This window comes from Agrobacterium sp. 5Ca50 (assembly GCF_055381905.1).
The window spans coordinates 2,569,254-2,594,590 of sequence record NZ_AP026438.1 but is presented as its reverse complement, the minus strand read 5'-3'; the positions used below and the strand labels follow the sequence as shown (position 1 = coordinate 2,594,590).

The window sequence follows — 25,337 nt, the reverse complement described above, 5'->3', positions numbered from 1 at the left end:
CACATACCTCATCTTATGAATAAACCGTTTTTAGGGAGCCCAAACATGGCACCTCGCGTACTCGTATCTGACGAACTGTCGGAAACTGCTGTCCAGATCTTCCGTGATCGCGGCGTTGAAGTTGATTTCCAGCCAAAGCTTGGCAAGGACAAGGACAAGCTAGCCGAAATCATCGGCAACTACGATGGTCTGGCCATCCGTTCCGCCACCAAGGCAACCGAAAAGCTGATCGAAGCTGCAACCAACCTCAAGGTTATCGGTCGCGCTGGTATTGGTGTCGACAACGTAGATATCCCGGCGGCATCGCGTCGCGGTATCATCGTCATGAATACGCCATTTGGTAACTCCATCACCACTGCTGAACACGCCATTGCGCTGATGTTTGCTGTTGCTCGCCAGCTTCCTGCTGCCGATGCCTCCACGCAGGCGGGCAAGTGGGAAAAGTCGAAGTTCATGGGTGTTGAAATCACTGGCAAGACGCTTGGCGTTATCGGTGCCGGTAACATCGGCGGCATCGTCTGCTCGCGTGCACTCGGCCTCAAGATGAGCGTTCTGGCCTATGACCCCTTCCTGTCGCCTGAGCGCGCCCAGGAAATGGGTGTTACCAAGGTTGAACTGGACGAGCTGCTAGCACAGGCTGACTTCATCACCCTGCACGTTCCAATGACTGACAAGACCCGCGGCATTCTCGGCGCTGAAAACCTTGCCAAGACCAAGCCAGGCGTTCGCATCATCAACTGCGCCCGTGGTGGTCTTGTTGACGAGAAGGCTCTCGCTGACGCCATCAAGTCCGGCCACGTTGCCGGTGCCGCCTTCGACGTGTTCGAAGTTGAGCCTGCAACGGAAAGCCCGCTGTTTGGCCTGCCAAACGTTGTCTGCACGCCGCACCTTGGCGCGTCGACAACAGAAGCACAGGAAAATGTTGCTCTACAGGTTGCCGAGCAGATGTCGGACTACCTCGTCAAGGGTGCTGTTTCCAACGCCATCAACATGCCGTCGATCACTGCTGATGAAGCTCCACGCCTCAAGCCGTTCATTCGCCTTGCAGACGTTCTCGGCTCCTTCGTTGGTCAGGTGCAGGAAAGCGCCACCAAGGAAATCGAAATTCTTTATGATGGTGCAACCGCCAACATGAACACCAAGGCGCTGACATCAGCGCTGCTGGCCGGTCTGATCCGTCCGCAGGTTTCTGACGTGAACATGGTTTCCGCACCGATTATGATCAAGGAAAAGGGCATCATCCTTTCCGAAGTCAAGCGCGACAAAACCGGCGTTTACGACGGTTACATCAAGCTGACGGTCAAGACCGAAAATCAAGTTCGTTCCGTCGCTGGTACCGTGTTCTCGGACGGCAAGCCACGCTTCATCCAGATCAAGAACATCAACATGGACGCTGATGTCGGTTCGCACATGATCTACATCACCAACACCGACGTACCGGGCATGATCGGCTTCATGGGTACGACACTGGGCGAAGCGGGCGTTAACATTGCCAACTTCCAGCTCGGCCGTGAAAAAGAAGCTGGCGATGCTATCGCGCTTCTCTACGTGGACGGCCCTGTTTCAGAAACCGTTCTGGACAAGCTCCGTGCCAACCCGGCCATCCGCCAGGTCAAGTCTCTGGCGTTCAACGTCGAGTAATATCGTTCCTCCCAAGGGGACAATAGAGGCCCGGTACTGGAGCAATCCAGTGCCGGGTTTTTTGTGCATTATTGGTGGACGCAATCAAGGGTTGTTTATCACGAAAAATTTTATAATTAGGCACTAAAAATGATCATCCAGAGTTGCTATATGGTCCGACGATAGGCCGCTCATGGGAGGGCGGCACAACAGGAGAAGACGATGTTTGCTGCCGTTCGGCGCTTTAAAGGTTTGTTTGCGGTTGCCGCTTTGGGAATTGCTGTTTCGTTCGTGGCTGTGGATATGGCTGAGGCTCGTCGCGCTGGCGGTGGTTTCGGCAGCCGTGGAACGCGTACATTCTCTGCCCCACCTGCAACCAACACTGCGCCGGGTCAGGCTGCACCGATCAATCGCAGCATGACACCGAACACGGCGCCAAGCCAGGCGGCTCCTGGTGCTGCGCAGACACGTCCGGCCAACGCACAGCAGCCACAGCAGAACCGTGGTCTTTTCGGCGGTATGGCCGGTGGCCTTATGGGCGGCCTTCTGATGGGTGGTCTGTTCGGTATGCTGATGGGCGGCGGTTTTGGCGGTATGGCCGGTTTCTTCGGCATGTTGCTGCAGGTCGCGCTGATTGGTGTGCTGGTTATGCTGGCTATGCGTTTCTTCGCGTCGCGCCGTCAGCAGCAGCCTGCTTATGCCGGCGGCCAGTCGCAGCGTAGCAACTATTCCGGTTCGTCCAACCCGCCGACGGGTCAGGGTGGCTTCAAGATCCCGCAGATGGGCTCCCTGTCCGGTGCTGCCGGTAACGCCGCGCCTGCTGCTGAAGCCGCTGTCGCGCCAAAGCCAGTTCCGCATGCCAATGCCATGTCTGAAGGCGATGAGATTGGCGTTACGGGCGAAGACCTTGGTCAGTTCGAGCAGATGCTCAAGGACGTACAGGCTGCCTATGCTGCAGAAGACTATGCTGCACTTCGCAAGCTCACCACTCCAGAAGCCATGTCCTACCTGGCGGAAGAGTTGAGCGACAACGCGACAAGCGGCGTCAAGAACGACGTCAGCGATGTTCAGTTGCTGCAGGGCGACCTCGCAGAAGCCTGGCATGAAGAAGGACGTGATTACGCGACTGTCGCCATGCTGTACTCGCGTATCGACGTGATGCGTGACCGTACAACGGGTAAGGTTATCGAGGGTGACGAGACCCAGGCAACCGAATCGACCGAGCTGTGGACTTTTGTGCGCCGCGAAGGATCCGAGTGGCAGGTTTCGGCTATCCAGTCGGCATCCTGATCCATAAAAGACTGATTTGAAGGTTTATGACGCCGCAGTGCACCGAGATGCACTGCGGCGTTTTGCGTATTGCTGCGTGCAAATAATTGACGCGTCACTGCTGTTTTACTGGTCGCTTGCAATCTGTGATCGCAGCTTTAGCTGTTGGGCTGATCACATTCACATTATTGCCCTTTTTCGTTCATCCGGCATTCAGCGGCACCTTCGTAACCATTGTGCACTTGCAAAAACGTGATCAAGCCTATGGCTACCATGATCGTTTTCTGCGGAACCGCTTGGCGAAATGTGCGTTGTCAAACCGATGCCAGAGGTTCGTAAACAAGGCCGGGCGATGCGCGGTCCTCAAGAGAATGGAGAGCTATCGAGATGAAACGCTTTGACCTGATCGACGGGATGCGCGGTTATTTTCTTGTTTTCATGCTGATAAACCACCTTGTGTTTGTGGGCGGTTATTGGCTGGTTGAGGTCAACCACCGCCAGTTTGCCTTCGTGGAAGATGCGCAGGGTTTCGTGTTCCTGTCCGGTCTGCTGATTGGCTTGGTCTATGCCCGCAAGATGATGAAGTACGGTTATGAGACCGGGCGTCAGGCCATCTGGAACCGTTCCATGGAGCTTTACAAATATGCCATGGGTCTGGTGATTGCGGTTCTGGCCGTCACGCTAGTTCTGCCACATGCTTCCTATGTCTGGTTCAACTGGATCGGTGCGACATCGTTTGATGATCCGCTGCGTCTGGCCGCCATCGCGACCTTTGTGTTCCAGCCGACTTTCATGGACATTCTGCCACAGTATATCGTCTACATGCTGTTTGCGCCTGTACTCATCAAGCTGTGCCTCGATGGCAAATGGGCCTATGTGATGGTTGGTTCGTTGCTCGTATGGATGGCTGGACAGCTTGGTTTGCAGAAGGTCATCACCACGCCACTGCATGAGCTCGTCAAAGGTCCTGACGATCAGGGTATCCGTGTCAGCTTCAACATGCTGGGCTGGCAGATAGTGTTCTTCTCGGCTCTGGTAATGGGTGCAATGACCGCCCAGAACAAGATCGAGTGGAAGAAGATCTTCTCGCCAGAAAACAGCTGGATTCCGAAGGTTGCTCTTCTGGTCTGCCTGTTCTTCATGCCACTGCGTATTGCGACGGCTTGGGGCTTCATGCCCGACTACGTGATTGGCAAGTTCGCAGCGATGGAAATTCGTGCTGACTTCGGCCCGGTCTATCTGATCAACTTCATCGCGGTTGGCGTTGGCCTGACATGGCTGTTGATTGCCGGCCCTAAACACCACAGCCAGATTGTGCGTCGTATTGCCAATGGCGTTATCTGGGTGCTGTCGCTCAAGTTCCTGCAACTGCTGGGTCGCCATTCCCTGCAGGTCTATGTCTGGCACGTCGCTATCGTCTATGCCGTCTATTACATGGACGGTCGTACAGCGGAGCTGTCGCAGCTGGAAAAGACGCTGATTGCGATCCTCGGTATCGCCCTACTTGCTTTGCCTGCGCTGTGGCGTGAACGAGACAAGTGGATTGGTGGAACCAAGGCGACCGCCTGATTTTAACGACAATCAAGAGATATGCTTACAGGGCAGGGCGGTTTCCCGCCCTGTACTTGTTTGCGGGCCCGATATTCTTTATATGCACCCTCAAAATTCCACGTTCCGTACCTCTTGAGCGCCAGGCTGCTCTGCGGCATGTTTTGTGGAATTGAACGACAGGCGCCGGGGCCTTGACCCCCGGTATGGCTGACGATTGGACAAAAACTTGAATACACTCGACTTTGACAAGAAGCCGGAAGACACTCGCGTTGTTGTCGCCATGTCCGGCGGTGTGGATTCCTCCGTGGTGGCGGGTATCCTCAAGCGTGAGGGCTATGATGTCCTCGGTATCACCCTGCAGCTCTATGACCATGGCGCAGCCGTACACCGCGCGGGTTCCTGCTGTGCAGGTCAGGACATTGATGATGCGCGTCGCGTTTGTGAAACGCTTGGCATTCCGCATTACGTGCTGGATTACGAAGCACGCTTTCGCGAAACGGTGATCAACCCGTTCGCGGAAAGTTATGCCATGGGTGAAACACCCATTCCTTGCGTTGCCTGCAACCAGACTGTCAAATTTGCAGATCTTCTGAAGACTGCGCAGGAGTTGGGTGCCGATGCGCTGGCGACTGGGCATTATATCCGCTCTCGCAACAACCCGGTTCCCGGTAATCCAAACCGACGGGCGCTTTACCGGCCGATTGACAGTGATCGCGACCAGAGCTGGTTCCTGTTTGCGACAACACAGGAACAGATCGATTACCTACGTTTTCCGCTTGGCGGCCTCTCCAAGGCGCAGACCCGCGAACTGGCGGAAGAAATGGGCCTTGTCGTCGCCAAGAAGGCGGACAGTCAGGACATCTGTTTTGTGCCACAGGGCAAATATACCGATGTCATCAACAAGCTGAAACCGAATGCGGCGTTGTCGGGTGACATCGTTCATCTCGACGGCCGTGTGCTTGGTCGCCACGAAGGTATCGTCAATTATACCATCGGTCAGCGTCGCGGTATCGGCGTCGCAACGGGTGAGCCGCTCTATGTCGTGCATCTCGATGCGCGCGGCAAACGGGTGATTGTTGGCCCGAAGGAAGCGCTGGAAACACACCGTGTTTATCTGCGTGACATCAACTGGCTGGGTGACAGGTCGCTGGAAGAAGATGCGGCAAACGGCTTCCGCTGTTTTGCCAAGGTCCGCTCCACGCGTCCGCCAGCAGAGGCTGTTGTCCATTATGACGGCAACGGCGTTTATGTCGATCTGATGGTCGGCGAAGCAGGTGTGGCACCGGGGCAGGCTTGCGTGCTCTATTCTGCGACGGGTGCCGATGCCCGCGTGTATGGCGGCGGTTTCATTGGCCGTTCAGAGCGTTCGGCTGAAGCAGAGATGTCTCTAAAGACGCTGCTGGAAGGTTCAGTGGCCGCGTAAAATCCTGCAATATTCACAGGCTTGTCGAAAGCTATTAAAATTGCAAATCTTGCGCTTGACATAAAAGGGAGCGGCACTTTATAAGCCGCTCATCCTAAGGGAACAAAGACTTGAAACAAAGTCGCCGTTCCTTGTGGCGGGGTAGCTCAGGTGGTTAGAGCAGCGGAATCATAATCCGCGTGTCGGGGGTTCAAGTCCCTCTCCCGCTACCAAATTCTTTCATGACAAATCGACAAAATCGAAAAGCTCTTTTCAGAGTGGATTTGTAGATCGCCGCGATTTTTCGGAATTTTGACAGGGGGAATTGGAATTTCATTATATCTGAAAGGCCTGTCAAAGGCGTCTCAAAGCTAAAACTGCTTTGAAGATCGGGAGGAAGGCTACTCCGCCGCCTGCCTTACACTTCTGCCGAGGCGACGGCTGAAGAACCAGATGCACTTCCTCTTCAAAAGTCGGTGAACTGGTCCGTCGAAGAGAGCATAAGTGGCCACTCCCACGGCAATTGATAATGTGCCAATAGCAAACCATACCAAGACTGGGTCGAGGAAGGAAAGTGACCGTCCTACCGATGGTGCGATCTTCATCAATGTAATGGGATGCGTCAGATAAATTGCGAATGACGCGTCGCCGAGATAGGTAAGCACCTTAGGCGAAGTCACGCCTCTTTTCTCTAACCACAGGGCTGTAAGTAATACGACGCCCGCAGGGAAACCGTACGCAATAACCCGGGTAGGCTCGCTTGCTGGAACAAGCAAAATACAGCAAATTGCGGCAACCGCGAGGACTGATATCAGTCGGCCATCAATTGCCGCCTTTGAGAGTTTCCACACAGCAATACCTATGCAAAATTCAAACTGGATCGTGTGCCCAAAAAAGACTTGCCACGCCCCACCAGGCATCATGTAGCTGGCGGCGTGCGAGGCAGCCAATAGGCCAACCACAGTGGCAACCATAAATCTCTTGGGAAGAACCATCGAAGCCGCGACACAAGCGTAGAAGAACATTTCAAAAATGAGCGTCCAGCCCACATCAAGAATAGGGTAAAAACTTCCATCAGCGCTTAGGACCGGAAGCAGTAAGATAGATTGTATTGCATACGAATCCGCACGTGGCAGCCCCACATACAACAGGATGGCAGCCCAATAGAGCGGGTAGATACGGATCGCGCGTAGTGTCAGAAATTCCAGTCCGTTTCGCCACTGCCTCGACGTGACGTAGGCAATGATGTAGCCGCTTATTACGAAGAAAATGTCTACTCCGAATACGGCCCACCCCAAGCCATCTATTATCGCGGCCTCGGGAACTGATCTTCCGATCCCACCTAGATGGGCACATAGAACAAGAATAGCGGCGATCGCGCGTAGCGATTGAACATTCGTGAAAGTCATGCAGTTCCCCAAATCGGCACTCGCAAGTTGCATATATGACAACCGGTCGTCAGGCCACGGGTAAATACACTGATTTTAAGCCGACGGAAGAATCCATCTCATCTTTCCAAAATAGCAAAAAAGCCCCGTAGTTTTCGTACGAGGCGTTAAGGTCATTTGAATCGCCAGATGACATGAAACGCGTGGTTACGCGTTTTCCAGTGCCTGTGTCAGGTCAGCAATCAGATCGTCGGGATGTTCCAGACCAATCGAAAGGCGCACATAGCCCGGTGTCACGCCGCTTTTAAGTTGATCTTCCACCGACAGCTGTGAGTGGGTCGTCGTTGACGGATGGATGGCCAGTGAGCGTGCATCACCAATATTGGCGAGATGATAAAAGAGTTGCAGCGAGTCGATGAAACGTCGGCCGGCATCGCGTCCTGATTTCAGCTCGAAGCCAACAAGTGCGCCATAAGCACCATTTTTCAGATAGGTCTTGGCGCGTTCGGCAGCTTTGCCCGTCTGGAATTTCGGGAAGATGACGTTGGACACCTTCGGGTGGCTTTGCAGAAACTCAGCCACCTTGATGGCGTTTTCATTATGCTGACGCAAACGCAGTGGCAGCGTCTCAAGCCCCTGAATAAGTTGAAAGACATTTTGCGGGCTGATCGCCGCACCGATGTCACGCAGCAGAACGGCGCGTGCCCTTAGGATGTAAGGGAAGAAGCCGATGGCATCGGCCTTTTCGATCCATGTCTTGCCCTGATAGCTTGGGTCAGGTTCATTCAGTTGCGGCTGGCGATCTGCCAAATCTGCCCATGGAAAGTTGCCGCCGTCAACGATCGCGCCGCCAATCGATGTGCCATGGCCACCAATATATTTGGTTGCGGAGTAAACGACGATGGCAGCGCCATGTTCCAGCGGTTTGATGGTGAGTGGTGCGGCTGTATTGTCGATGATCAGCGGAATGCCGAGCTTGCGACCGATCGCTGCAACCTCGCCAATCGGAAACACTTCCAGCTTGGGATTGGGCAGGGATTCTGCGTAATAGGCGCGGGTGCGGTCGTCGGTTGCACGGGCAAAGGCTTCGGGGTCGTTGCCATCGACAAAGCGTGTCTCAATACCGAAGTTTTTCAGTGTGGCGGCAAATAGCGCCCATGTGCCGCCGTAAAGACCGGCTGCGCTGACGATGTTGTCTCCTGATCGGGCAAGGTTGAGAATGGCGAAAGCAGAGGCTGCCTGACCTGAGGAAACTGCCAGTGCGGCCGCGCCACCTTCCAGCTCTGCCAGACGTTGTTCAAAGGCGTCCTGTGTGGGGTTCGACACGCGGGTGTAGAGATGTCCCGGTGCTTCCAGCGCAAACAGCTTGTCGGCGCCGTCGGTGCCGGGAAGCTGGAAGGATGTGGTCTGGTAAATCGGAACCGCAACGGCTCCTGTTGTCGGGTCAAAACGGAAGCTGCCACCGTGAATGGCCTGTGTTTCTGGATGAATGCTTTTGAAGGTTGCTGTGCCTGTCGGCTGCTGCGGGACAGATTGCAGAATTTCGTCGGTGGATTGTTGAATGGTCATCGTCTTCCTCCTTGAAACGGGTTGGGAAACAGGTCTGGTTATGGTGTGTTTGGTCGAAAGGATGTCTGGGCCAGTGCGACAAGCAGCAGGGCTGCTGATGCCCAAAGGGTTTCCGGGGCGTACCAGCGGATTTCAAAAAAATGTTCGTTGCTACAGAGGGCCTGCGCGAGACGACAAAGATCGGTCTCAGCAGCAAGGCATGTCGCGGCCTGTGCTGTGGTGATGTAGCCGTTTTTCACGACATTGCCGAAAACCAGCCACCACCAGCCAAGGCTGAGCAATAGCAGTGTGATGGACAAAGACAGGGTGAAGACGACAAACCGCTTCTCAAACATCGTGGGATACCCCTAACTGTTCCAGCAGACTGCGGCGCAAATCCAAGAGGTCACTGTCATCACGTTTGCGCGGGTGTGGTTTGGCAACATTGACTTCAGCCACTATCCGGGCCGGGCGATCTGAAAACACGATCACACGGTCCGCCAGAAGCAAGGCTTCTTCGACATCATGGGTGACAAGCAGCGCCGTAAATCCTGTTTGCTTCCAGAGCTGCAACAGCTCTTTCTGCATGGTCAGCCGGGTCAGGGAATCGAGCTTGCCGAAGGGTTCGTCAAGCAGCAGCAATTTTGGATCATTGACAAGAGCCCTCGCAATGGCAACGCGCTGCGCCATGCCGCCTGAAAGCTGATGCGGATAGGCGTCGGCGAAGGCTTCCAGCTTCACCAGTTTCAGAAGCTCATCGACCCGGTGTTGTTGTTCTTTCAGCACGCCGCGTGCATCCAGACCTGAGGCGATGTTTTTGCGCACGGTGAGCCAGGGAAACAGGGTTGCATCCTGAAACACCAGAATACGGTCCGGGTCGGGATTGGTGATCGGCGTGCCGTCCTCGCTGAGCGATCCCTGGCTGGGTTGCTCCAGCCCGGCAGCCAGCCGCAGTAATGTGGACTTACCGCAACCAGACGGGCCAAGCAGCGCCACGAACTCTCCAGGTTTGACGCTGATCGAGACATTGTCGAGCACGGGCAGGGTGCGGTCTCCCAAATCGTAGTGATGGGAAACGCCGTCAATCTCAAGCTGCAGGTTGCGGTTTCTGTCTTCGGTCGAGGAAAAGGCAAGGGCCATCAGAGAATTCCCTTCTGCCAGTTGAGAAGCCTGTATCGGAGAACGAACAGCAATCGAACTAGGCCAGCGCAGATAAGCGCCATGATGATCAGCGCCGCATAGACGTTGGCATAGGCGGAATAGGCTGTGTTGAATTGCAGGTACCACCCAAGGCCAAATTTTGCGCCGAGCATTTCCGCAACGACCAGAACAGCGAAGGAATAATAGAGCGCCATAAACAGCCCGACGAACACATTGGGAAGTGATGCCGGAACCGCCACTTTGAAAATCAGGTAGGAGGTGGATGCACCCAGTGTTCGCGCAACATCATAATAGGCGCGGTTGACCTGCCCTACACCGGCGGCGGTGAGGATGGCGACAGGAATGCCCGAGGCCAGAGCCACCAGAAAAATCGACGCTTGGAAGGTGCTTGGGAAAATGAAGAAGGTGCAGGGTATCCACGCACTTGCCGGCACGGGGCCGATCAGTTTCAGCACCGGCATGCCCCAGTAGGCAAAGGATTTTGACCAACCGAGAGCGACACCGGCAACAAAGCCAACCGCAATGCCGGAGAAGAAACCGAGCGACCACAGGCGGGCGGTATATCCAACGCAGACCAGTAGACGCTCCCAGTCTGTGATGTAGACGTTGAGCAGGCCTTGTGGTGGCGAAAAAAACGGCTTTGGCAACCAGCCCAGCTTTGCAGTCAGCAATTCCCAAACCGCAAACCAGACACCAATGGCAACCAGCCACGGGCCATAATGCTGCAATGTCTTTGTTCTTTTGTCGGAGAGCGGAACAACAAACGCCAAGGCGAGCAAGAGGAGGGCTATGCCAGCGACGATGGTGGCAAACAGACCCGTGGCATTCCAGTTGATGACGTCAGGTAGCAGATAAGTGACTGCCGCTGCCGTCCCCCAGCTCGCGGCAGCCAGCAGTCCATTCCGCCATGGTTTCCATGGCCGAAAGGCTGCCTGTTGAACTGTGCCAAAATCGTTTCTCAACACATCGGTCATTGTTCAGCTCACGCGAATATGTCGATAGTGATGCGATTGGCGATTTCTTCCGGATCGGTCGATGCATCGGCAACGCCTGTCAGTTTCAGATCCTCGTAACCGATACGAACTTCGTTGAGCAGTTCCTTGCCGAACCAGTGGTCATGGTAGGTCAAGGACGCAAGGACTTCCGTCAGGTCTTCCAAGGGAAGGCCAGGTTTCAGTGTATCGAAATACCACTTGGCAACTTCATCCGGGTGCTTGGCGGTATATTGATGCACTTCGAGATTGGCAGAGGCGACACGTTTGATGGCATCCTTGTTGGCCTCATAATAATCGCCGTTAACGCCTAGTACGCAGCACACGCGATCCTGGAATGTTTCGGTCTGGGTGTCGGCAATCTTCACGAAGCCATGCTGTTTTTCATAGGAGTAAGCCCAGGGGTCCATATGCGCGACCGCATCGGCTTCTCCCTTCAACACACCTTCCGCGACCAGATCGAAGGGGAAGACCTTCCAGGTGACGTCGGTTTCCGGGTTGAGGCCAGCCTTTGCCAATGCCACCGAGAAGGCAACGCGTGACGGGGACATCACATCAAATGTGCCGATGGTCTTGCCCTTGAGGTCGAGCAGCGTCTTGATGCCGGAATCCGGCTTGACCAGAACGCGCTGGCAGCCACCATGCGAACCCGCAAACAGCTTGACGTCAAAACCCTGTTCGATGGGTTTCAGCCAATCATAGAGAAGGCCAGGACCTGCTTCTGCCTTGCGGGTTGCCAGTGCCTGGATGAGGGTCTGGCCGCTAGCCCCCTGGTAGAACAGTTCCACATCCAGCCCGTGTTTGGTGTAGATGCCCTTGGAAAGGCCAAAACCAACGGGAGAGTGGCAGGCTGCCACTTCGGTCCATTCCAACTTGATGGGAATAAGGTTGCCTGCGATGGCATAGCTTGTTGTGCGACCCGCCAGCGCGCCAACTGCTGCGGTGGCTCCCACAGCTGCGGCAGATTTGAGGATCGTGCGGCGGCTGATACCGCGTTTGGCGGGTGAAGATTTGCTGGAAAGCTTTGACATGGTTTGCCCCTCATCGTTTGATAGGGAAAAACTTAGCAGCAACAATAAAATTACATAGATTTTATAGACTATTTATAAAACACAAAGCGGATAATTTTTCGAACAAAACGCGCGTCCAGATCACAGCTTGTTCAACATGCAATGGAACGACCCACTGCCTATGGAAAGGCCGGTGGGTCTGTTGTTTCGAAGAGTTAGTAGGCCGAAGCCACCTTGTTGCCGGTCAGCTGTTCCGGTGTCAGCAGATCGGCGTAGTGGGCACGCGCCACATCCGGATGCGAGCGCAGACGACTTTTCAGAACATTATTGCCAACGTCGCGGAAGATCGGGTTCAGTGGATCAACGGTGATGCCGCGTTCGCTGCGCTTCAACTCTTCCGGCAGGTCAATGACTGGAATGCTGGCATCGTAACGGGCGCCCATGAAGAAGGCGACGGAGAAACGTTCGGTGCCGGCTGGCGGCACGATAACGTCATGAACGTCGGCGCGCACAAAACCGTTGGTGGCCAGCTCCAGCAATTCGCCGGTGTTGATGATAAAGGTGCCGGGAACCGGCGGCGCATCAATCCAGACGCCATCTTCCGTCTGCACACGCAGACCCGGAACGACGTCCTGCAGCAACACGGTGACGAAACCGCCATCCTTATGGGCGCCAACGCCCTGATCGCTCTGCGCCACGTCACGGCCGGGGTAACGGATGATTTTCAGAAGTTTTGTCGGCTCTGGGTCATAGATGCTGGAGAAGACGTTTTCGTCCTGACCGAGAGCGACGGAAATGGCTTTCAGCACGTCGATGCCGATGCGTGTCACTTCTGCCTGATAAGCGAGCAGCAGGTCTTTGAGTTCCGGCAAGGCTGATGGCCACTGGTTGGGTCCGATCAGGCGTGCCCAGGCCGGGGTATCTGGACCAATCTCGACTGGCGTGGACTCATTGTTGATATCCACCTGTTCGCGCCAATCCTGCTGACCGCGCGTGTGTTCGAGGCCGGCACGGTTGTACCCGCGGAAATGCGGAGACTTGACCATCTCGATCTCCAGCTTGTCCTTTTCAGGCAGGGCGAAAAACCGCTTGGAGGCTGCGACTACGTCTGCAAGAAATTTTGGATCCACGCCATGGCCGGTCAGATAGAAAAAGCCATGGTCATGCAGGATTTTGCGCAGCTCATCGATAAAGCGCGCGCGCTCTTCCGGACCGGCGTTGAAACGGGAAATGTCGACAAAGGGCAGTTGGGTAGCAAGCGTATGAACGGTCATGATGTTCTCCTTTGAATTACGTTGGTGAGCCTGAGCCCTGAAATTAAGAAGGTTCCTGCGTCGGCGCCCGGCCGCTGTCAGGCGGAGCGGCGGCTGCGTGCTATGCGGTGATTGACGAGACGGGCGGCAAAATCACCGGTCATCTGCACGGACTGGACGATAGCGACGAGAATGACGACCACCGCGACCATGACCTCAGGCATGAACCGCTGGTAACCAAAACGGATACCAAGATCACCCAATCCACCACCACCGACAGTGCCGGCCATGGCGGAGTAACCGATCAGGCTGACCAGTGTGACGGTTTGGCCAGCGATGATGCCGGGCAGGGCTTCCGGCAACAGCACCTTGAAGATGATCTGCAGCGGTGTTGCGCCCATGCTTTCAGCCGCTTCGATCAGGCTTTGATCAACCTCGCGCATCGCGGTTTCGGCAAGCCGGGCATAAAGTGGGGTGATTGCTACCGTCAGCGGCACGATGGCCGCAAATGTACCAACCGTTGTGCCGGCCACAAGCCGCGTGAAGGGAATGATAGCGACCATCAGGATGATGAAGGGCGTCGAGCGGATGAGATTGATCAGGGTGCCAGTGACCCGGTTGAAAATTGGCCGCTCGAGAAACTGCCCTGGCGAAGTGACGACGAGCAGCACGCCGAGTGGCAGGCCGATGAGCGTCGAGAGCAGGGCAGCCACCGCCACCATGGTAACGGTCTGCTTGATTGATTCAATGAGCAGCGCGATGAGCGCCGGTGACAGCAGGTCGGACAGCATGACCGATAACCTCTCCATGAAGACCGAGTGATGACAGGTAAGACAGAATGTCGGGCAGGCGTGGTCCGGTGTTTTCCGAGACAATGGTGAGGATACCGAGCGCTGCATCACCTATGTAATCAATGCGCCCATGCAGAATGTTGGGCCGCACTTTGAAACGCTCCACAAGGTCGGCCACCACGGCACTATGTGCCGATGAACCGGTAAAGGTGATACGAATGACCGGGTCGGTGTCGCCTGTGGCGTCCGGCACCAATCGTGCGGTCACCTCTTCCGGCAGGTCATGTGCGACGATGCTGGAGAGGAAGGAGCGCGCTGTCTTGGAACGGGGAAAAGCAAAGACATCAAATGTCGGGCCGCTTTCGATGATCCGCCCCTGTTCGAGAACGGTCACGTGATCAGCGATCTGCCGGACCACATCCATCTCATGCGTGATCAGCACGATGCTAAGCCCGATGCGGCGATTGATATCCTTGAGCAGATCGAGGATCTGTTCTGTGGTTTCCGGGTCGAGTGCCGACGTTGCCTCATCGGACAACAGCACGGCTGGTTCAAGGGCGAGTGCACGGGCAATACCGATGCGCTGTTTCTGCCCGCCGGAAAGCTCTGACGGATAGGCATCTGCCTTGCCCAAAAGGCCAACCAGTTCCAGAAGGTCGGGGACACGTTTGCGAATGGTTTCTTTGGCTATGCCGGCAATTTCCAGCGGCAGGGCAACATTGGCCGCTGCCGTGCGGGACGACAACAGGCTGAAATGCTGGAACACCATGGCAATCTGCCGCCGCGCCTTGCGCAGATCCTGTCCCTTCAGGGCGCTTATTTCCCGGCCGGACACGAATACCCGGCCAGAGGAGGGGCTGACGAGCCCGTTCAGGCAGCGCACCAATGTGCTTTTACCAGCACCGGAGCGACCAATGATGCCATGTATCGAACCTTCGCTGACATTCAAGCTGATGTCATCCAGCACCGGGCCGCTTTTGGCGTCATAGGTCTTACTCAGCGACTGGATTTCGATGATCGGCCTTGTGTTTGCCGGGCGAAGGCCAGAGCCATGCTCCTGTGAGCGTGGCTTCGTTTCGGTCGCGTCATTTGTGCGTGCCAAAAGGGTCATGTTACCAGCCCGCGATCACATTGCCTTCGAACTTCTTGTCGATGAAGGCTTTCACTTCCGGTGATTTGTAGGCTTCGATCAGGGTGTTGACCCAAGGGGCATCCTTGTTCTTTTCGGCAACAGCGATCAGGCAGAAATATTCAGAAAGTTGATCTTCAATCAGCAGGCTGTCCTTGCTTGGGTTGAGACCGGCCGAGAGTGCGAAATGCGAGGTGATGACGGAGAAATCAACATCTTCGAGCGAGCGCGGCAGCTGAGCAGTTTCAAGCGGTACGATCTTGATTTTCTTCGGGTTTTCGACGATGTCCAGTTCGGTGGCGTTGAAGGTGACGCCAGGTGTGAGCTTCAGGAGGCCGCCAGCTTCCAGCAGTTTCAGGGCGCGTCCGGCATTGCTCGGATCATTGGGAATGGTGACCTGTGCACCCTCTGGCAGATCGGCCACGGATTTGTATTTGTGGGAGTAACCGGCCATCGGCAAAAGCACTGTCTTGCCCCCAACCGCCACAAGGTTCAGTCCACGGTCGGCATTCTGACGATCAAGATAAGGTGTGTGCTGAAAACCGTTGGCATCGAGATCGCCGTCATTGGTGGCCGGGTCGATCAGTGCACCGTCAGAAAATTCGATGATCTGGATGTCCAGGCCCTTGGCCTTGGCAACGGGGAGGATTGCTTCGGCAATCTGGGCATGTGGGCCGGCCGTGACACCGAACTTGATGGTTTCGGCGAGTGCCGTGGCATGGGTTGCCAGAAGCAATGCCAGTGCGGAAACGGTGCCGGCGACAAATGATTTATAACGCATGGAATGGTCCTTATGGGTGTTCTGACGATGTGTTTGAAAATGAACCGACGTCGGGAAGAACCTTGCCGGGATTGAAAATGCCGAGGGGATCAAGTGCGGTTTTGAGCGTCTGCATTAGCGCGATGGCTTCCGCGCCGTGTTCGCTTTGCAGGTACTGCCGTTTGCCAAGCCCGATGCCGTGTTCACCGCTGGCGGTACCGCCAGCTGCAATGGCCCGTTGCACGATGCGGGACGCGTAATCCGCCACCTCTGTTTCTTCGTGCTCGTGCAACATGAAAACGCAGTGGAAATTGCCGTCTCCCACATGGCCGACGATAAACGCGGGTGCGGTGGAAGTGGCGACATCCTGTCGTGTTTCTAGGATTACCTCTGCCAATCGTGAGATTGGCACGCAGACATCGCTTGGCCAGGAGTGAGAGCCGGGCCGTTCAGCCTTCGCCCAGGCCAGGCAATCGCGGCGGGTTTCCCATAATAGTTTGGTGTCCTGCGCCGTGTCCGTCCATGTCAGCTGTGTGCCGCCATTGTCGGAGATGATCTGCTCAATGGTCTCCGACAATGTGTCGATTTCTGCGACCGAGCCGTGAAACTCGAAAAACAATGTCGGCAATGGCACAAGGCTCAACTCTCCCCGACGATTGATCACGTCGACCAAGGGTTGATCGACCAGTTCGACACGGCCGATGGAAAGGCCAGCGCGCTTGATATCGGTGACCGCATTGACCGCACCGGCCAGCGTGGCAAAACCGGCATGGGCAGATCTCGCCTCCGGTGTTGGATGCAGGCGCAACAAAACTTCGGTGACGATGCCTAGTGTGCCTTCGGAACCGACAAACAGCCGTGTCAGATCGTACCCGGAGGATGATTTGCGCGCCAGTGATCCCGTTTTGACGATATCGCCATTGGCCGTCACCACGGTCAGGCCGAGCACGTTTTCGCGCATAACACCATATCGCACGGCATTGGTGCCGCTGGCACCGGTCGATACCATGCCACCAATCGACGCATTGGCGCCGGGATCAACGGGAAAGAACAGACCGGTGTCACGCAGGGCATGGTTGAGGTCGAGCCGGCGAACGCCGGCACCCACCCGTGCAATCATGTCATCGGCGCGGATTTCAACAATCTCGTTGAGATCACTTATATCCAGTGAAATTCCGCCGTGAACGGGAATAGCGCCACCTTCAAGCCCCGAACCGGCACCGAAAGCCGTGATCGGAATGCGATGTCTGACCGCGATCTTGACGATCTCGGCAACGTCTTGTGTGCTCTGCGGTCGCACAACAATGTCTGGGCGCTGCCGGGCATGGTGGCTTTCATCGCCAGCATGCAGGTCCAAAACAGATGCGCCGGTTGATGCCGCAGCACCGAAACGGTTTTGCAACTCAGCGATCGCCGCATCGTAACTGCGATGCGTAAGATGCAGATTCATGACGCGACCTTTACGGCATGTCCCTGCCGCCACAGCGCAAGGCGCTCGACTGCATTCACGAGGGTCTCTGCTTTTTTGGCAAAGCAGAACCGCACATGGCTGCGCACATCGCGGCTACCGTAAAAGGACGAGATCGGCACGGGTGTTACGCCAGCTTCAAGCGTCAGACGGCGGCAAAAGGCAAGGTCGTCGACGGCCGTGTCGAGTGTGGAAATATCCGCGACCACAAAATAGGTGGCTGGAGCATCGGCGACCTCGAAACCTGCGTCACGCAAGCCATCGACTAGCAAGTCCCGCCGCTCAGCCAACTGGCGACGCAGATCGAGGAAATAACTGTCAGGCAGGTTCAGTCCTGTCGCCACTGCGGTTTGCAGGGCAGGCGGGGTCGTGAAGGTAACGTATTGGTGGGCTCTGGCAATCGGCTCCAGCAGTTTGGGCGACGCTGTCACATAACCGACTTTCCAGCCGGTTACGGAAAAGCTTTTGCCAGCCGAACCGATCCTGACGACACGGTCGCGAATACCGTCCACCGCAAACACGGAATGGAAGGGACGGCCGTCAAAAACCAGATGCTCATAGACTTCATCGGAAACGATGGTGAGGTCATGTTTGACGGCAAGCTCACCGAGAAAACGCAGCTCGTCGGGTGAGAAAATCTTGCCGATCGGGTTCATCGGCGTGTTGACGACAATCAGTTTCGTTTTGCTGGTGATGGCTTTCTGCAGGGCGTCCTGCGGCAGATCCCAATGGGGCGGCAAAAGCCTGACAGGCACGACAACGCCACCCGCCCGACGGATCAGTGTGGCATAGGCATCATATACGGGTTCGAAAAGAATGACCTCGTCACCGGTTTCAAGCAAAGCGAGGAATGTGTCGGCCAGCGCTTCGGTCGCACCTGAGGTGACAAGCACTTCACGTTGCCAGTCAATGTCCAGATTGAAAAACCGTTTGGCGTTGTCAGCAACCGCCTGACGCAGAACAGGCAATCCCATCATCGGCGGATATTGGTGGGGTCCGTCACGCAATGCTGAGATCGCGGCTTCCACAAGTGCTGCAGGCTCAAAACCTTCAGGAAATCCCTGGCCCAGATTGATTGCGCCTGTGTCTGTTGCCAGCCGCGACATGGATTCAAATATCGACGTGCCTGCTGCACCGAAGACCGAGTTCACCACCGAGATATTCCCCGTATTTTTGATTTATCCCGGCCAGCTTAAAATCCATAAAATAGATAAACAAAGTATTTTAAAGCGTTTGGATTTGAGTTTGGAGAAAGATTTGCCCCGGAAATCGGCCTGTCGTGAATTGATTTGCGGAGAGCGGTAAAATGGGCCGATGTGCACGGCTAAAAGCCGTGTCGACGCTTTTTTGTTGAAGGCGGAAAAGACGGAAAATTCTTTCGCTTTGTAATCGATAAAAAAGATAGAATTACTATCATTGGTTTTTCACTCTGCGATGCTTGAGGCCAGTTTACCACCCGAGGCGGACACGCCTTTTACAGGCGGAGCACGAGGCCAGAATGAGCAAAACGATCCATTTCAATGCGTTCGATATGAACTGCGTCGGCCACCAGTCTCCTGGTCTTTGGGCTCACCCTAAGGACAAATCCTGGAAATACAAGGATTTGGACTATTGGCAGGATCTCGCTCGAACGCTGGAACGCGGCATTTTCGACGGCATCTTCATCGCCGATGTCATTGGTTATTACGATGTCTACAAGGGCTCGAATTTCCACGCCATTCAGCAGGCGGCGCAGATCCCCGTCAATGATCCGTTGCAGCTTGCCGCACCCATTGCACTGGCAACGGAGCATTTGGGCATTGGCATCACGGCGTCGACATCCTTCGAGCACCCCTATATTTTCGCACGTCGCCTTGCGACCGCCGATCACCACAGCAAGGGGCGCATCGGCTGGAACATCGTTACCTCCTATCTGGAAAGCGGTGCCAAAAATATCGGGCAGGCCGGGCTGCAGCGGCATGACAACCGCTATGATATCGCCAACGAATATCTGGAGGTTGTTTACAAACTTCTGGAAGGCAGCTGGGAAGAAGGCTCTGTGCGGCGTGACCGAGATGGCCGGATATTCACCGATCCGTCCAAGGTTCACGAGATTGGCCACAAGGGCAAATATTTCGATGTGCCCGGTTACGGGCTGACGGAACCATCACCGCAGCGAACACCGGTGCTTTATCAGGCCGGTGCATCGGGCCCGGGCAAAAAGTTTGCCGCCGAACATGCCGAATGTGTGTTTGTGGCAGCGCCGACCAAGTCGGTTCTCAAAGCTTATGTCTCTGAAATCCGCCAAAAGGCAGCGGCAGCGGGACGCGATCCCAAGGCGTTGCGCATCTACACGCTTTTGACCATCATCACCGATGAAACGGAAGAAAAGGCCAAGGCCAAATTCGAGGACTACCGGCAGTACGTGTCCTATGACGGTTCGCTGGTGTTCATGTCGGGCTGGAGCGGCATCGACTTTGGGCAATATGCGCCAACCGATGTTATCCAGAAGGTCGAAACCAATGCGATCCATTCTTTCGTTGAGCACATTGCTGGCGGCGACAAGTCCTGGACCATCGATGAGCTGGCGAAATTCGGTGGCATTGGCGGGCTCGGTCCGGTGTTTGTCGGTTCGCCGAGCCAGATTGCCGACATATTGCAGGAGTGGGTCGAAGACACTGATGTTGACGGCTTCAATCTTGCCTACGCCGTGACGCCTGACAGTTTCGAGGACGTGGTGCAATACATCGTTCCCGAACTGCAAAAGCGCGGCGTTTATCCCACATCCTATCGTCCCGGCACATTGCGGGAAAAGCTTTTCGGCAAGGGGCCTTACCTGCCATCCGACCATCCGGCGGAACATTACCGCGATATTGAAGCCATTAAACGCGGCCAGCAAACCCGGCTTGCGATCTAACTCCTATTATTCGAACCCGATGAGGCATGACCATGGGTACCGTTTCAGAAACCAAGATTGATTATTCCGTCCATCCGCGCGTCAATTCCAATGATCCGGTTGCCCCACGGCCACGGCCTGCGGAGCCAGCGCATATTATCAAAAGTGATGCCGAGGCCATTGAGATCGCAGAACGCCTTGCTGCACGTTTCAAGGTCGATGCAGCCTTGCGCGACCGTGAAGGCCTGCTGCCGATCAACGAGCTGGATGAATATTCGCAAAGTGGTCTGTGGAGCATCAATGTACCGCGCGCCTATGGTGGACCTGAGGTGTCCTATGCGACGCTTGCCAAGGTGATTTCAATCATTGCCACTGCCGATCCGGCGATTGCGCAGATTACCCAGAACCATCTGGCCATTGTGGCAACGGTTGATCTTGATGGCACAGAAAAACAGAAAGAGCTGTTCTTTGGCTGGGCCCTGCAAGGGCTTCGTTACGGTAATGCTTTTTCGGAATTGAAAAGCAAAAGGGTTGCCGATTTCGAGACCAAGGTGGTGCATGACGGCGATGATGTCATCGTTCAGGGCGAGAAGTTTTACGCGACCGGTGCGCTGCTGTCGCATGTTGTGCCGATTGTTGGCGTCGACGAGCAGGGACAGGGCTTCCTGGTGTTTGCTGAGCGCGATGCGCCGGGCCTGACCGTGACCAATAACTGGTCGAGTTTTGGCCAGCGTACGACGGCGTCCGGTTCAGTCAAGATCGAGAATGTGCGGGTGCCGAAGGTGCGTGCCGTCAAGGTGACCTCTTTTGATCATCCAACGGTTGGTGGCCCGGTATCGCAGATTATTCAGGCGGCAATTGATGTGGGTATTGCGCGGGGCGCCATTGAAGACACCATCACTTTCGTCAAGAAATTCAGCCGCCCTTGGATCGACAGCGGAAAGCAGAGCGCCAGCGAAGACCTGTTCACCATCGCTGCGATTGGTGATCTGAAGATCAAGCTGCATGCAGCCGAAGCATTGCTGGAAATTGCCGGCCGCAGCATAGACGCCGGGCGCGCCAACACCACACTGGAGACGGTTTCCGAAGCGACGATCAAGACCGGGGAGGCCAAGGTTCTGACAACAGAGATTGCCATTCTCGCCACCAACAAGCTGTTCGAACTAGCCGGCACGCGCTCGACATTGGCCGAACACGGGTTGGATCGCCATTGGCGCAACGCGCGTGTTCACACGCTGCATGATCCGGTGCGCTGGAAGTTCTACCATGTCGGCAATTATTATCTGAACGGCGAACATCCGCCACGCCATGCCTGGAACTGAGGTGTCGCCGATGACCACGACAGATCGTCAGCTTCATCGCCAGGCCGCGCTGACCAAGGGGCGCCCGGCACCGCATATCCCACCTCTGCGAACCCATGCGCACATCATCCGTGATGATGCCGAGGCCATTGTCGTGGCCCGCGAACTGGCGGCGGAATTCGCGGTCGGTGCCGCTGAGCGGGATCGGGAACGGCGTTTGCCAATTGCAGAAATCGAACGGTATTCGCAGAGTGGGCTCTGGGCAATTTCGGTGCCCAAGGACTATGGTGGTGCGGGTGTTTCTGCCGTTACGCTGGCCGAGGTGACGGCTATCATTTCTGCGGCGGACTCCTCGATTGGTCAGATTCCGCAAAACCATTTCTTCATGGTTGAAGCGTTGCGATTGTCTGGCTCTGAAGAGCAAAAACGGCACTATTTTCAGCGTGTGTTGAATGGTGAGCGCTTCGGCAATGCCTTCACGGAAATCGGCACCAAAACGCCGGTTGAATACAAGACGCATTTTGCTGAGGAGAACGGCAAGCTGGTGCTGAATGGACAGAAATTCTATTCCACCGGCTCGCTTTTTGCTCACATTATCGTGGCGGTCGCCAAGGGGCCGAATGGCCGCATTCATATTGTTTTCATTGACCGTGCGACGCCCGGACTTGATCTGGTGGACGACTGGACGTCTTTCGGGCAGCGCTCCACCGGCAGTGGCACTGTGACATTCGACGATGTCGAGATTACACCGTCTGAGGTCGTTGATCATGATGACCCGTTTGACCGGCCAACGGCGATGGGGCCCTTTGCGCAGATCATCCACGCCGCCGTACAGGTTGGCATTGCGCGTGGTGCGCTCGCCGAAACCATTTCCTATGTTCGGGCACATTCGCGACCGTTTTTTGAGCTGACGATAGAGCACGGTTATGAGGACCCGCATACAATCCATGCGGTGGGGGATGTCACAATCCGTGTGCACGCGGCTGACGCATTGTTGGCACGGGCGGGGCGTTTTCTCGATGTTGCCGTAGCCGATCCCAATGAGCGCACGGTTGCCGAGGCGTCGATTGCCGTTGCCGAGATCAAGGCGCTGGGCACCGATGTAGCGCAGCTTGCTGCAACAAAGCTGATTGAGCTTGGTGGTGCACGCTCAACATTGGAAAGTTATGGGCTGGATCGCTTCTGGCGCAATGCCAGAACCCATTCCCTGCATGATCCGGTTCGCTGGAAGTACCACCATATCGGCAATTTTTATCTGAATGACCAGTTGCCGCCGAGACATGGGGCTCTGTGATTTCAGAGCCATTTGTTCCGCCGGGTGCAGGGTTTCTCTGCGCCCGGCTTTTGCTTGACCACAGGAAACCAAGACATGAGTTATCAGCCTGATCCAAAACGTTACGATAATGCACAGTTTCGCCGTGTCGGGCGAAGCGGCTTGAAATTGCCAGCGCTTTCCTTTGGCCTGTGGCACAATTTCGGTGACACGACGACCATTGAGACGCAACGTTCCATCCTGTTCAAGGCGTTTGATCTGGGCATTACCCATTTCGACCTCGCCAATAATTATGGCCCGCCAGCGGGAAGTGCCGAGATCAATTTCGGGCGTATTCTGAAGCAAGATTTTCGCGGTTACCGCGATGAGCTGATTATCTCGACCAAAGCTGGTTGGGATATGTGGCCGGGTCCTTATGGTCGTGGCGGCGGTTCGAAAAAGGCGCTGCTGTCCAGCCTTGATCAGAGCCTTTCGCGGCTTGGCGTCGACTATGTCGATATTTTCTATTCGCACCGCTATGACGCAGATACGCCGCTGGAAGAAACCGCGGATGCGCTGGCGCAGGCCGTGCGGCAGGGCAAGGCGCTTTATGTTGGTATCTCCTCTTACTCCGGTGCCAAGACCCGTGAGATCGCCGCGCATTTGCGTGACAGGCAGGTGCCGCTACTGATCAACCAGCCGGCCTATAACCTGTTCAACCGCTGGGTTGAAAAGGACCTGCTGAATGCGGTCGAGGATGTCGGGGCTGGTATCATTGCCTTTACGCCGCTTGCGCAGGGTTTGCTGACCAACAAATATCTGAACGGCATTCCGCAGGATGCACGCGTGAACCGGCCGGGTGGTGATTTCCTTCGGCCGGAACATCTGAAGGAAGAAAACATCATTCGTGCCCGCGCACTGAACGAGATTGCCGCACGGCGCGGCCAGTCATTGGCGCAATTGGCTATTGCCTGGGTTCTGCGTGACACGCGTGTAACCTCTGCCCTGATTGGCGCAAGTTCGGCCAGGCAGATCGAGGAGAACGTGGCAGCCTTGAATAACCTTTCTTTCACACCAGAGGAGCTGGCGGAGATTGATCGTCATGCGGTCGAAGGTGGTATCAATCTTTGGGAAAAACCATCGCATGATGAAGCCGTCTGACCGGCACATATCGTGAGGATTACAAGAATACCCGGCGTGTTATCCGCCGGGTATTCTATTGAGTGGGACAGATGTTTTCGCGATGGTGACGTCGTCTGGCCGGTGCCGGAAAGCGGCAGAAACTTGCCGACATCTGACGTTAAATGGCAAAGAAATCTATTTCCGATCCCGAATTGATAAATATTAAATCTATAAAATAAGTGTATTTATTTGAATAATGGACGTCATCCGGGGCCGCTAAAGGCCTTTTCGTTTCAAGGGGAACACCATGACGTCAACTCTGCGTTTTCTGGCATTTACCGCTCTGTCCTCTTTGGCTTTGGTGCATTCGGCATCGGCGGAAGGCCTTACGGGCGCACCGGCTCCCTTCGACAAAGGTGGCGTGAAACTGGCCCTGATCAGCTACATCTCAGCCGGTGATTTTTTCCAGGCCTATCAGGCCGGGGCCGAAGCGCAGGCCAAGGCACTTGGAGTTGATCTGCGTATCTTTCCGGGCCGCCAGAATGCCGCAGAACAACGCGAACAAATTCTACAGGCCATCAATCTCGGTGTTCAGGGTATTGTGGTTGACCATGGCCTGCCGGAATCTTTAGGCGATGTCGTACAGCAGGCACTCGATAAGGGCATCAAGGTTGTTGCCTTTGACGTGAACCTCAACAATCCGAAAATTCCGCAGGTCGAGCAGTCCGACCACAAGCTGGCAGAGTTGGCACTGGATCAGGCCATCAAGGATAATGGCACCAGCTTTAATGCCGGTTATGCCTATGTCGCCGGTTTTGCGCCGCTTGATCGTCGCAACGAGGTTTGGGACAAGGTGAAGGCGGCAAATGCCGGTATCGTGGAAAAGGCCCGTTTCGGCAATGTCAGCGATACAACGGCGACCTCAACGGCCGATCAGGCCAAGGCGGTGTTTCAGGCCAATCCCGATATTTCAGTTGTATTCGCACCCTATGACGAATTTGCACGCGGGGTGAAACTGGCTGCGGCCGATCTTGGCATCAGCGACACGCTCAAGATCTATTCGGCGGATATTTCCACGGCCGATATTCAGGAAATCGTTGAAGAGGGCAGCCCTTGGGTAGCAACCGCTGCCACCAATCCGGCGGTTGTGGGTGCTGTATCCATTCGTGCGGCAGCCCTGCAAATTGCCGGGGAAGAGGTTCCGCACCAGATCATCGTCGATCCTGTTCTGGTGACCCAGCAGCAATTGCGTGAGGCAGGTGTGACGACTATTGACGATCTGGCGGCTAAAATTCCGGCATTCTCTACCAGCACGGCGGCAACCGCCTCGTGGATTCCGTCTGCTGCTTTCTGAGCAACTTCCTCCCAAGCATGCTCTGCGCAGACAATCGAACGGAAGCATCGCGGCGGGTGCTTCCGTTTTCCATTTTGGTTGCTCTTTCAAA

Annotated in this window: 21 protein-coding genes and 1 tRNA gene; 10 read left to right on the top strand and 12 right to left on the bottom strand. The window is 55.5% G+C overall.

Going from position 1 to position 25,337, the window contains the following annotated elements; translation table 11 throughout:
• Positions 1 to 45: 45 nt before the first annotated feature.
• From serA to ACZ5FM_RS12610, 5 genes are all read left to right on the top strand, one after another.
• Positions 46 to 1,641 carry a phosphoglycerate dehydrogenase gene (gene serA / locus ACZ5FM_RS12630; RefSeq protein ID WP_464038871.1) on the top strand — a complete coding sequence of 532 codons (1,596 nt, stop codon included), beginning with the start codon at positions 46 to 48 and terminating at the stop codon, positions 1,639 to 1,641.
• 201 nt (positions 1,642 to 1,842) lie between these two features.
• A complete protein-coding gene (locus ACZ5FM_RS12625) occupies positions 1,843 to 2,910 on the top strand; it encodes a Tim44 domain-containing protein (RefSeq protein ID WP_312945710.1) in 1,068 nt (355 codons plus the stop codon).
• Positions 2,911 to 3,276: 366 nt separating this feature from the next.
• Positions 3,277 to 4,458, top strand: a complete 1,182-nt coding sequence (locus ACZ5FM_RS12620) for an OpgC family protein (RefSeq protein WP_464038870.1) — start codon at positions 3,277 to 3,279, stop codon at positions 4,456 to 4,458.
• Between the two features lie 208 nt (positions 4,459 to 4,666).
• Entirely contained in the window at positions 4,667 to 5,863 is a 1,197-nt protein-coding gene (mnmA, locus tag ACZ5FM_RS12615) for a tRNA 2-thiouridine(34) synthase MnmA (protein WP_464038869.1), read from the top strand.
• Positions 5,864 to 5,998: 135 nt separating this feature from the next.
• A tRNA-Met gene (locus ACZ5FM_RS12610) sits at positions 5,999 to 6,075 on the top strand.
• A 168-nt stretch (positions 6,076 to 6,243) separates the two neighbouring features.
• Here the strand turns inward: ACZ5FM_RS12610 and ACZ5FM_RS12605 are convergent.
• The 12 genes from ACZ5FM_RS12605 to ACZ5FM_RS12550 form a co-directional block, all read right to left on the bottom strand.
• Positions 6,244 to 7,251 carry an acyltransferase family protein gene (locus ACZ5FM_RS12605; protein WP_464038868.1) on the bottom strand — a complete coding sequence of 336 codons (1,008 nt, stop codon included), beginning with the start codon at positions 7,249 to 7,251 and terminating at the stop codon, positions 6,244 to 6,246.
• 186 nt (positions 7,252 to 7,437) lie between these two features.
• On the bottom strand, positions 7,438 to 8,799 hold the full coding sequence (locus ACZ5FM_RS12600; protein ID WP_464038867.1) for an O-acetylhomoserine aminocarboxypropyltransferase/cysteine synthase family protein: 1,362 nt from the start codon (positions 8,797 to 8,799) through the stop codon (positions 7,438 to 7,440).
• 38 nt (positions 8,800 to 8,837) lie between these two features.
• Complete coding sequence (locus ACZ5FM_RS12595) at positions 8,838 to 9,134, bottom strand: hypothetical protein (protein ID WP_464038866.1); 297 nt, start codon at positions 9,132 to 9,134, stop codon at positions 8,838 to 8,840.
• Positions 9,127 to 9,918, bottom strand: coding sequence for an ABC transporter ATP-binding protein (locus tag ACZ5FM_RS12590; protein ID WP_464038865.1), 792 nt, complete (start codon positions 9,916 to 9,918; stop codon positions 9,127 to 9,129). Before ACZ5FM_RS12590 ends, ACZ5FM_RS12595 begins: the two co-directional genes overlap by 8 nt.
• Positions 9,918 to 10,913, bottom strand: a complete 996-nt coding sequence (locus tag ACZ5FM_RS12585; RefSeq protein ID WP_464038864.1) for an ABC transporter permease — start codon at positions 10,911 to 10,913, stop codon at positions 9,918 to 9,920. Before ACZ5FM_RS12585 ends, ACZ5FM_RS12590 begins: the two co-directional genes overlap by 1 nt.
• An 8-nt stretch (positions 10,914 to 10,921) precedes the next feature.
• Positions 10,922 to 11,962, bottom strand: a complete 1,041-nt coding sequence (locus tag ACZ5FM_RS12580) for an ABC transporter substrate-binding protein (protein ID WP_464038863.1) — start codon at positions 11,960 to 11,962, stop codon at positions 10,922 to 10,924.
• 194 nt (positions 11,963 to 12,156) lie between these two features.
• Complete coding sequence (locus ACZ5FM_RS12575) at positions 12,157 to 13,215, bottom strand: isopenicillin N synthase family dioxygenase (protein WP_259143248.1); 1,059 nt, start codon at positions 13,213 to 13,215, stop codon at positions 12,157 to 12,159.
• A gap of 77 nt (positions 13,216 to 13,292) precedes the next feature.
• On the bottom strand, positions 13,293 to 13,985 hold the full coding sequence (locus ACZ5FM_RS12570; protein WP_192488166.1) for a methionine ABC transporter permease: 693 nt from the start codon (positions 13,983 to 13,985) through the stop codon (positions 13,293 to 13,295).
• Positions 13,939 to 15,096 carry a methionine ABC transporter ATP-binding protein gene (locus tag ACZ5FM_RS12565; RefSeq protein WP_464038862.1) on the bottom strand — a complete coding sequence of 386 codons (1,158 nt, stop codon included), beginning with the start codon at positions 15,094 to 15,096 and terminating at the stop codon, positions 13,939 to 13,941. Before ACZ5FM_RS12565 ends, ACZ5FM_RS12570 begins: the two co-directional genes overlap by 47 nt.
• Before the next feature lies 1 nt (position 15,097).
• Complete coding sequence (locus ACZ5FM_RS12560; protein WP_464038861.1) at positions 15,098 to 15,895, bottom strand: MetQ/NlpA family ABC transporter substrate-binding protein; 798 nt, start codon at positions 15,893 to 15,895, stop codon at positions 15,098 to 15,100.
• Positions 15,896 to 15,905: 10 nt separating this feature from the next.
• Positions 15,906 to 17,324, bottom strand: coding sequence for an FAD-binding oxidoreductase (locus ACZ5FM_RS12555; RefSeq protein WP_464038860.1), 1,419 nt, complete (start codon positions 17,322 to 17,324; stop codon positions 15,906 to 15,908).
• The gene (locus ACZ5FM_RS12550) at positions 17,321 to 18,496 is read right to left on the bottom strand and encodes an aminotransferase (RefSeq protein WP_464038859.1); all 1,176 of its coding nucleotides are present in this window, start codon (positions 18,494 to 18,496) and stop codon (positions 17,321 to 17,323) included. Before ACZ5FM_RS12550 ends, ACZ5FM_RS12555 begins: the two co-directional genes overlap by 4 nt.
• A gap of 344 nt (positions 18,497 to 18,840) precedes the next feature.
• Between ACZ5FM_RS12550 and ACZ5FM_RS12545 the strand changes: the two genes are divergently transcribed.
• The 5 genes from ACZ5FM_RS12545 to ACZ5FM_RS12525 all read left to right on the top strand — a co-directional run bounded on the left by ACZ5FM_RS12545 (position 18,841) and on the right by ACZ5FM_RS12525 (position 25,246).
• Positions 18,841 to 20,238 (top strand): LLM class flavin-dependent oxidoreductase, encoded by a 1,398-nt coding sequence (locus tag ACZ5FM_RS12545; RefSeq protein ID WP_250982158.1) that lies wholly within the window; start codon positions 18,841 to 18,843, stop codon positions 20,236 to 20,238.
• 32 nt (positions 20,239 to 20,270) lie between these two features.
• Positions 20,271 to 21,539: an SfnB family sulfur acquisition oxidoreductase gene (locus ACZ5FM_RS12540; protein ID WP_464038858.1), complete on the top strand. Its 1,269-nt coding sequence runs from the start codon at positions 20,271 to 20,273 to the stop codon at positions 21,537 to 21,539.
• Between the two features lie 10 nt (positions 21,540 to 21,549).
• Positions 21,550 to 22,812 carry an SfnB family sulfur acquisition oxidoreductase gene (locus tag ACZ5FM_RS12535; protein ID WP_464038856.1) on the top strand — a complete coding sequence of 421 codons (1,263 nt, stop codon included), beginning with the start codon at positions 21,550 to 21,552 and terminating at the stop codon, positions 22,810 to 22,812.
• 75 nt (positions 22,813 to 22,887) lie between these two features.
• Positions 22,888 to 23,931: an L-glyceraldehyde 3-phosphate reductase gene (gene mgrA, locus ACZ5FM_RS12530; RefSeq protein ID WP_464038855.1), complete on the top strand. Its 1,044-nt coding sequence runs from the start codon at positions 22,888 to 22,890 to the stop codon at positions 23,929 to 23,931.
• A gap of 268 nt (positions 23,932 to 24,199) precedes the next feature.
• Complete coding sequence (locus ACZ5FM_RS12525) at positions 24,200 to 25,246, top strand: substrate-binding domain-containing protein (RefSeq protein WP_464038854.1); 1,047 nt, start codon at positions 24,200 to 24,202, stop codon at positions 25,244 to 25,246.
• The last annotated feature ends 91 nt before the right edge of the window (positions 25,247 to 25,337 follow it).

Coding starts and splice junctions, on each gene's coding strand:
- serA (WP_464038871.1), top strand. CDS start 46: ATGGCACCTCGCGTACTCGTATCTGACGAACTGTCGGAAACTGCTGTC.
- ACZ5FM_RS12625 (WP_312945710.1), top strand. CDS start 1,843: ATGTTTGCTGCCGTTCGGCGCTTTAAAGGTTTGTTTGCGGTTGCCGCT.
- ACZ5FM_RS12620 (WP_464038870.1), top strand. CDS start 3,277: ATGAAACGCTTTGACCTGATCGACGGGATGCGCGGTTATTTTCTTGTT.
- ACZ5FM_RS12605 (WP_464038868.1), bottom strand. CDS start 7,251: ATGACTTTCACGAATGTTCAATCGCTACGCGCGATCGCCGCTATTCTT.
- ACZ5FM_RS12600 (WP_464038867.1), bottom strand. CDS start 8,799: ATGACCATTCAACAATCCACCGACGAAATTCTGCAATCTGTCCCGCAG.
- ACZ5FM_RS12595 (WP_464038866.1), bottom strand. CDS start 9,134: ATGTTTGAGAAGCGGTTTGTCGTCTTCACCCTGTCTTTGTCCATCACA.
- ACZ5FM_RS12590 (WP_464038865.1), bottom strand. CDS start 9,918: ATGGCCCTTGCCTTTTCCTCGACCGAAGACAGAAACCGCAACCTGCAG.
- ACZ5FM_RS12585 (WP_464038864.1), bottom strand. CDS start 10,913: ATGACCGATGTGTTGAGAAACGATTTTGGCACAGTTCAACAGGCAGCC.
- ACZ5FM_RS12580 (WP_464038863.1), bottom strand. CDS start 11,962: ATGTCAAAGCTTTCCAGCAAATCTTCACCCGCCAAACGCGGTATCAGC.
- ACZ5FM_RS12575 (WP_259143248.1), bottom strand. CDS start 13,215: ATGACCGTTCATACGCTTGCTACCCAACTGCCCTTTGTCGACATTTCC.
- ACZ5FM_RS12570 (WP_192488166.1), bottom strand. CDS start 13,985: ATGCTGTCCGACCTGCTGTCACCGGCGCTCATCGCGCTGCTCATTGAA.
- ACZ5FM_RS12565 (WP_464038862.1), bottom strand. CDS start 15,096: ATGACCCTTTTGGCACGCACAAATGACGCGACCGAAACGAAGCCACGC.
- ACZ5FM_RS12560 (WP_464038861.1), bottom strand. CDS start 15,895: ATGCGTTATAAATCATTTGTCGCCGGCACCGTTTCCGCACTGGCATTG.
- ACZ5FM_RS12555 (WP_464038860.1), bottom strand. CDS start 17,324: ATGAATCTGCATCTTACGCATCGCAGTTACGATGCGGCGATCGCTGAG.
- ACZ5FM_RS12545 (WP_250982158.1), top strand. CDS start 18,841: ATGAGCAAAACGATCCATTTCAATGCGTTCGATATGAACTGCGTCGGC.
- ACZ5FM_RS12540 (WP_464038858.1), top strand. CDS start 20,271: ATGGGTACCGTTTCAGAAACCAAGATTGATTATTCCGTCCATCCGCGC.
- ACZ5FM_RS12535 (WP_464038856.1), top strand. CDS start 21,550: ATGACCACGACAGATCGTCAGCTTCATCGCCAGGCCGCGCTGACCAAG.
- mgrA (WP_464038855.1), top strand. CDS start 22,888: ATGAGTTATCAGCCTGATCCAAAACGTTACGATAATGCACAGTTTCGC.
- ACZ5FM_RS12525 (WP_464038854.1), top strand. CDS start 24,200: ATGACGTCAACTCTGCGTTTTCTGGCATTTACCGCTCTGTCCTCTTTG.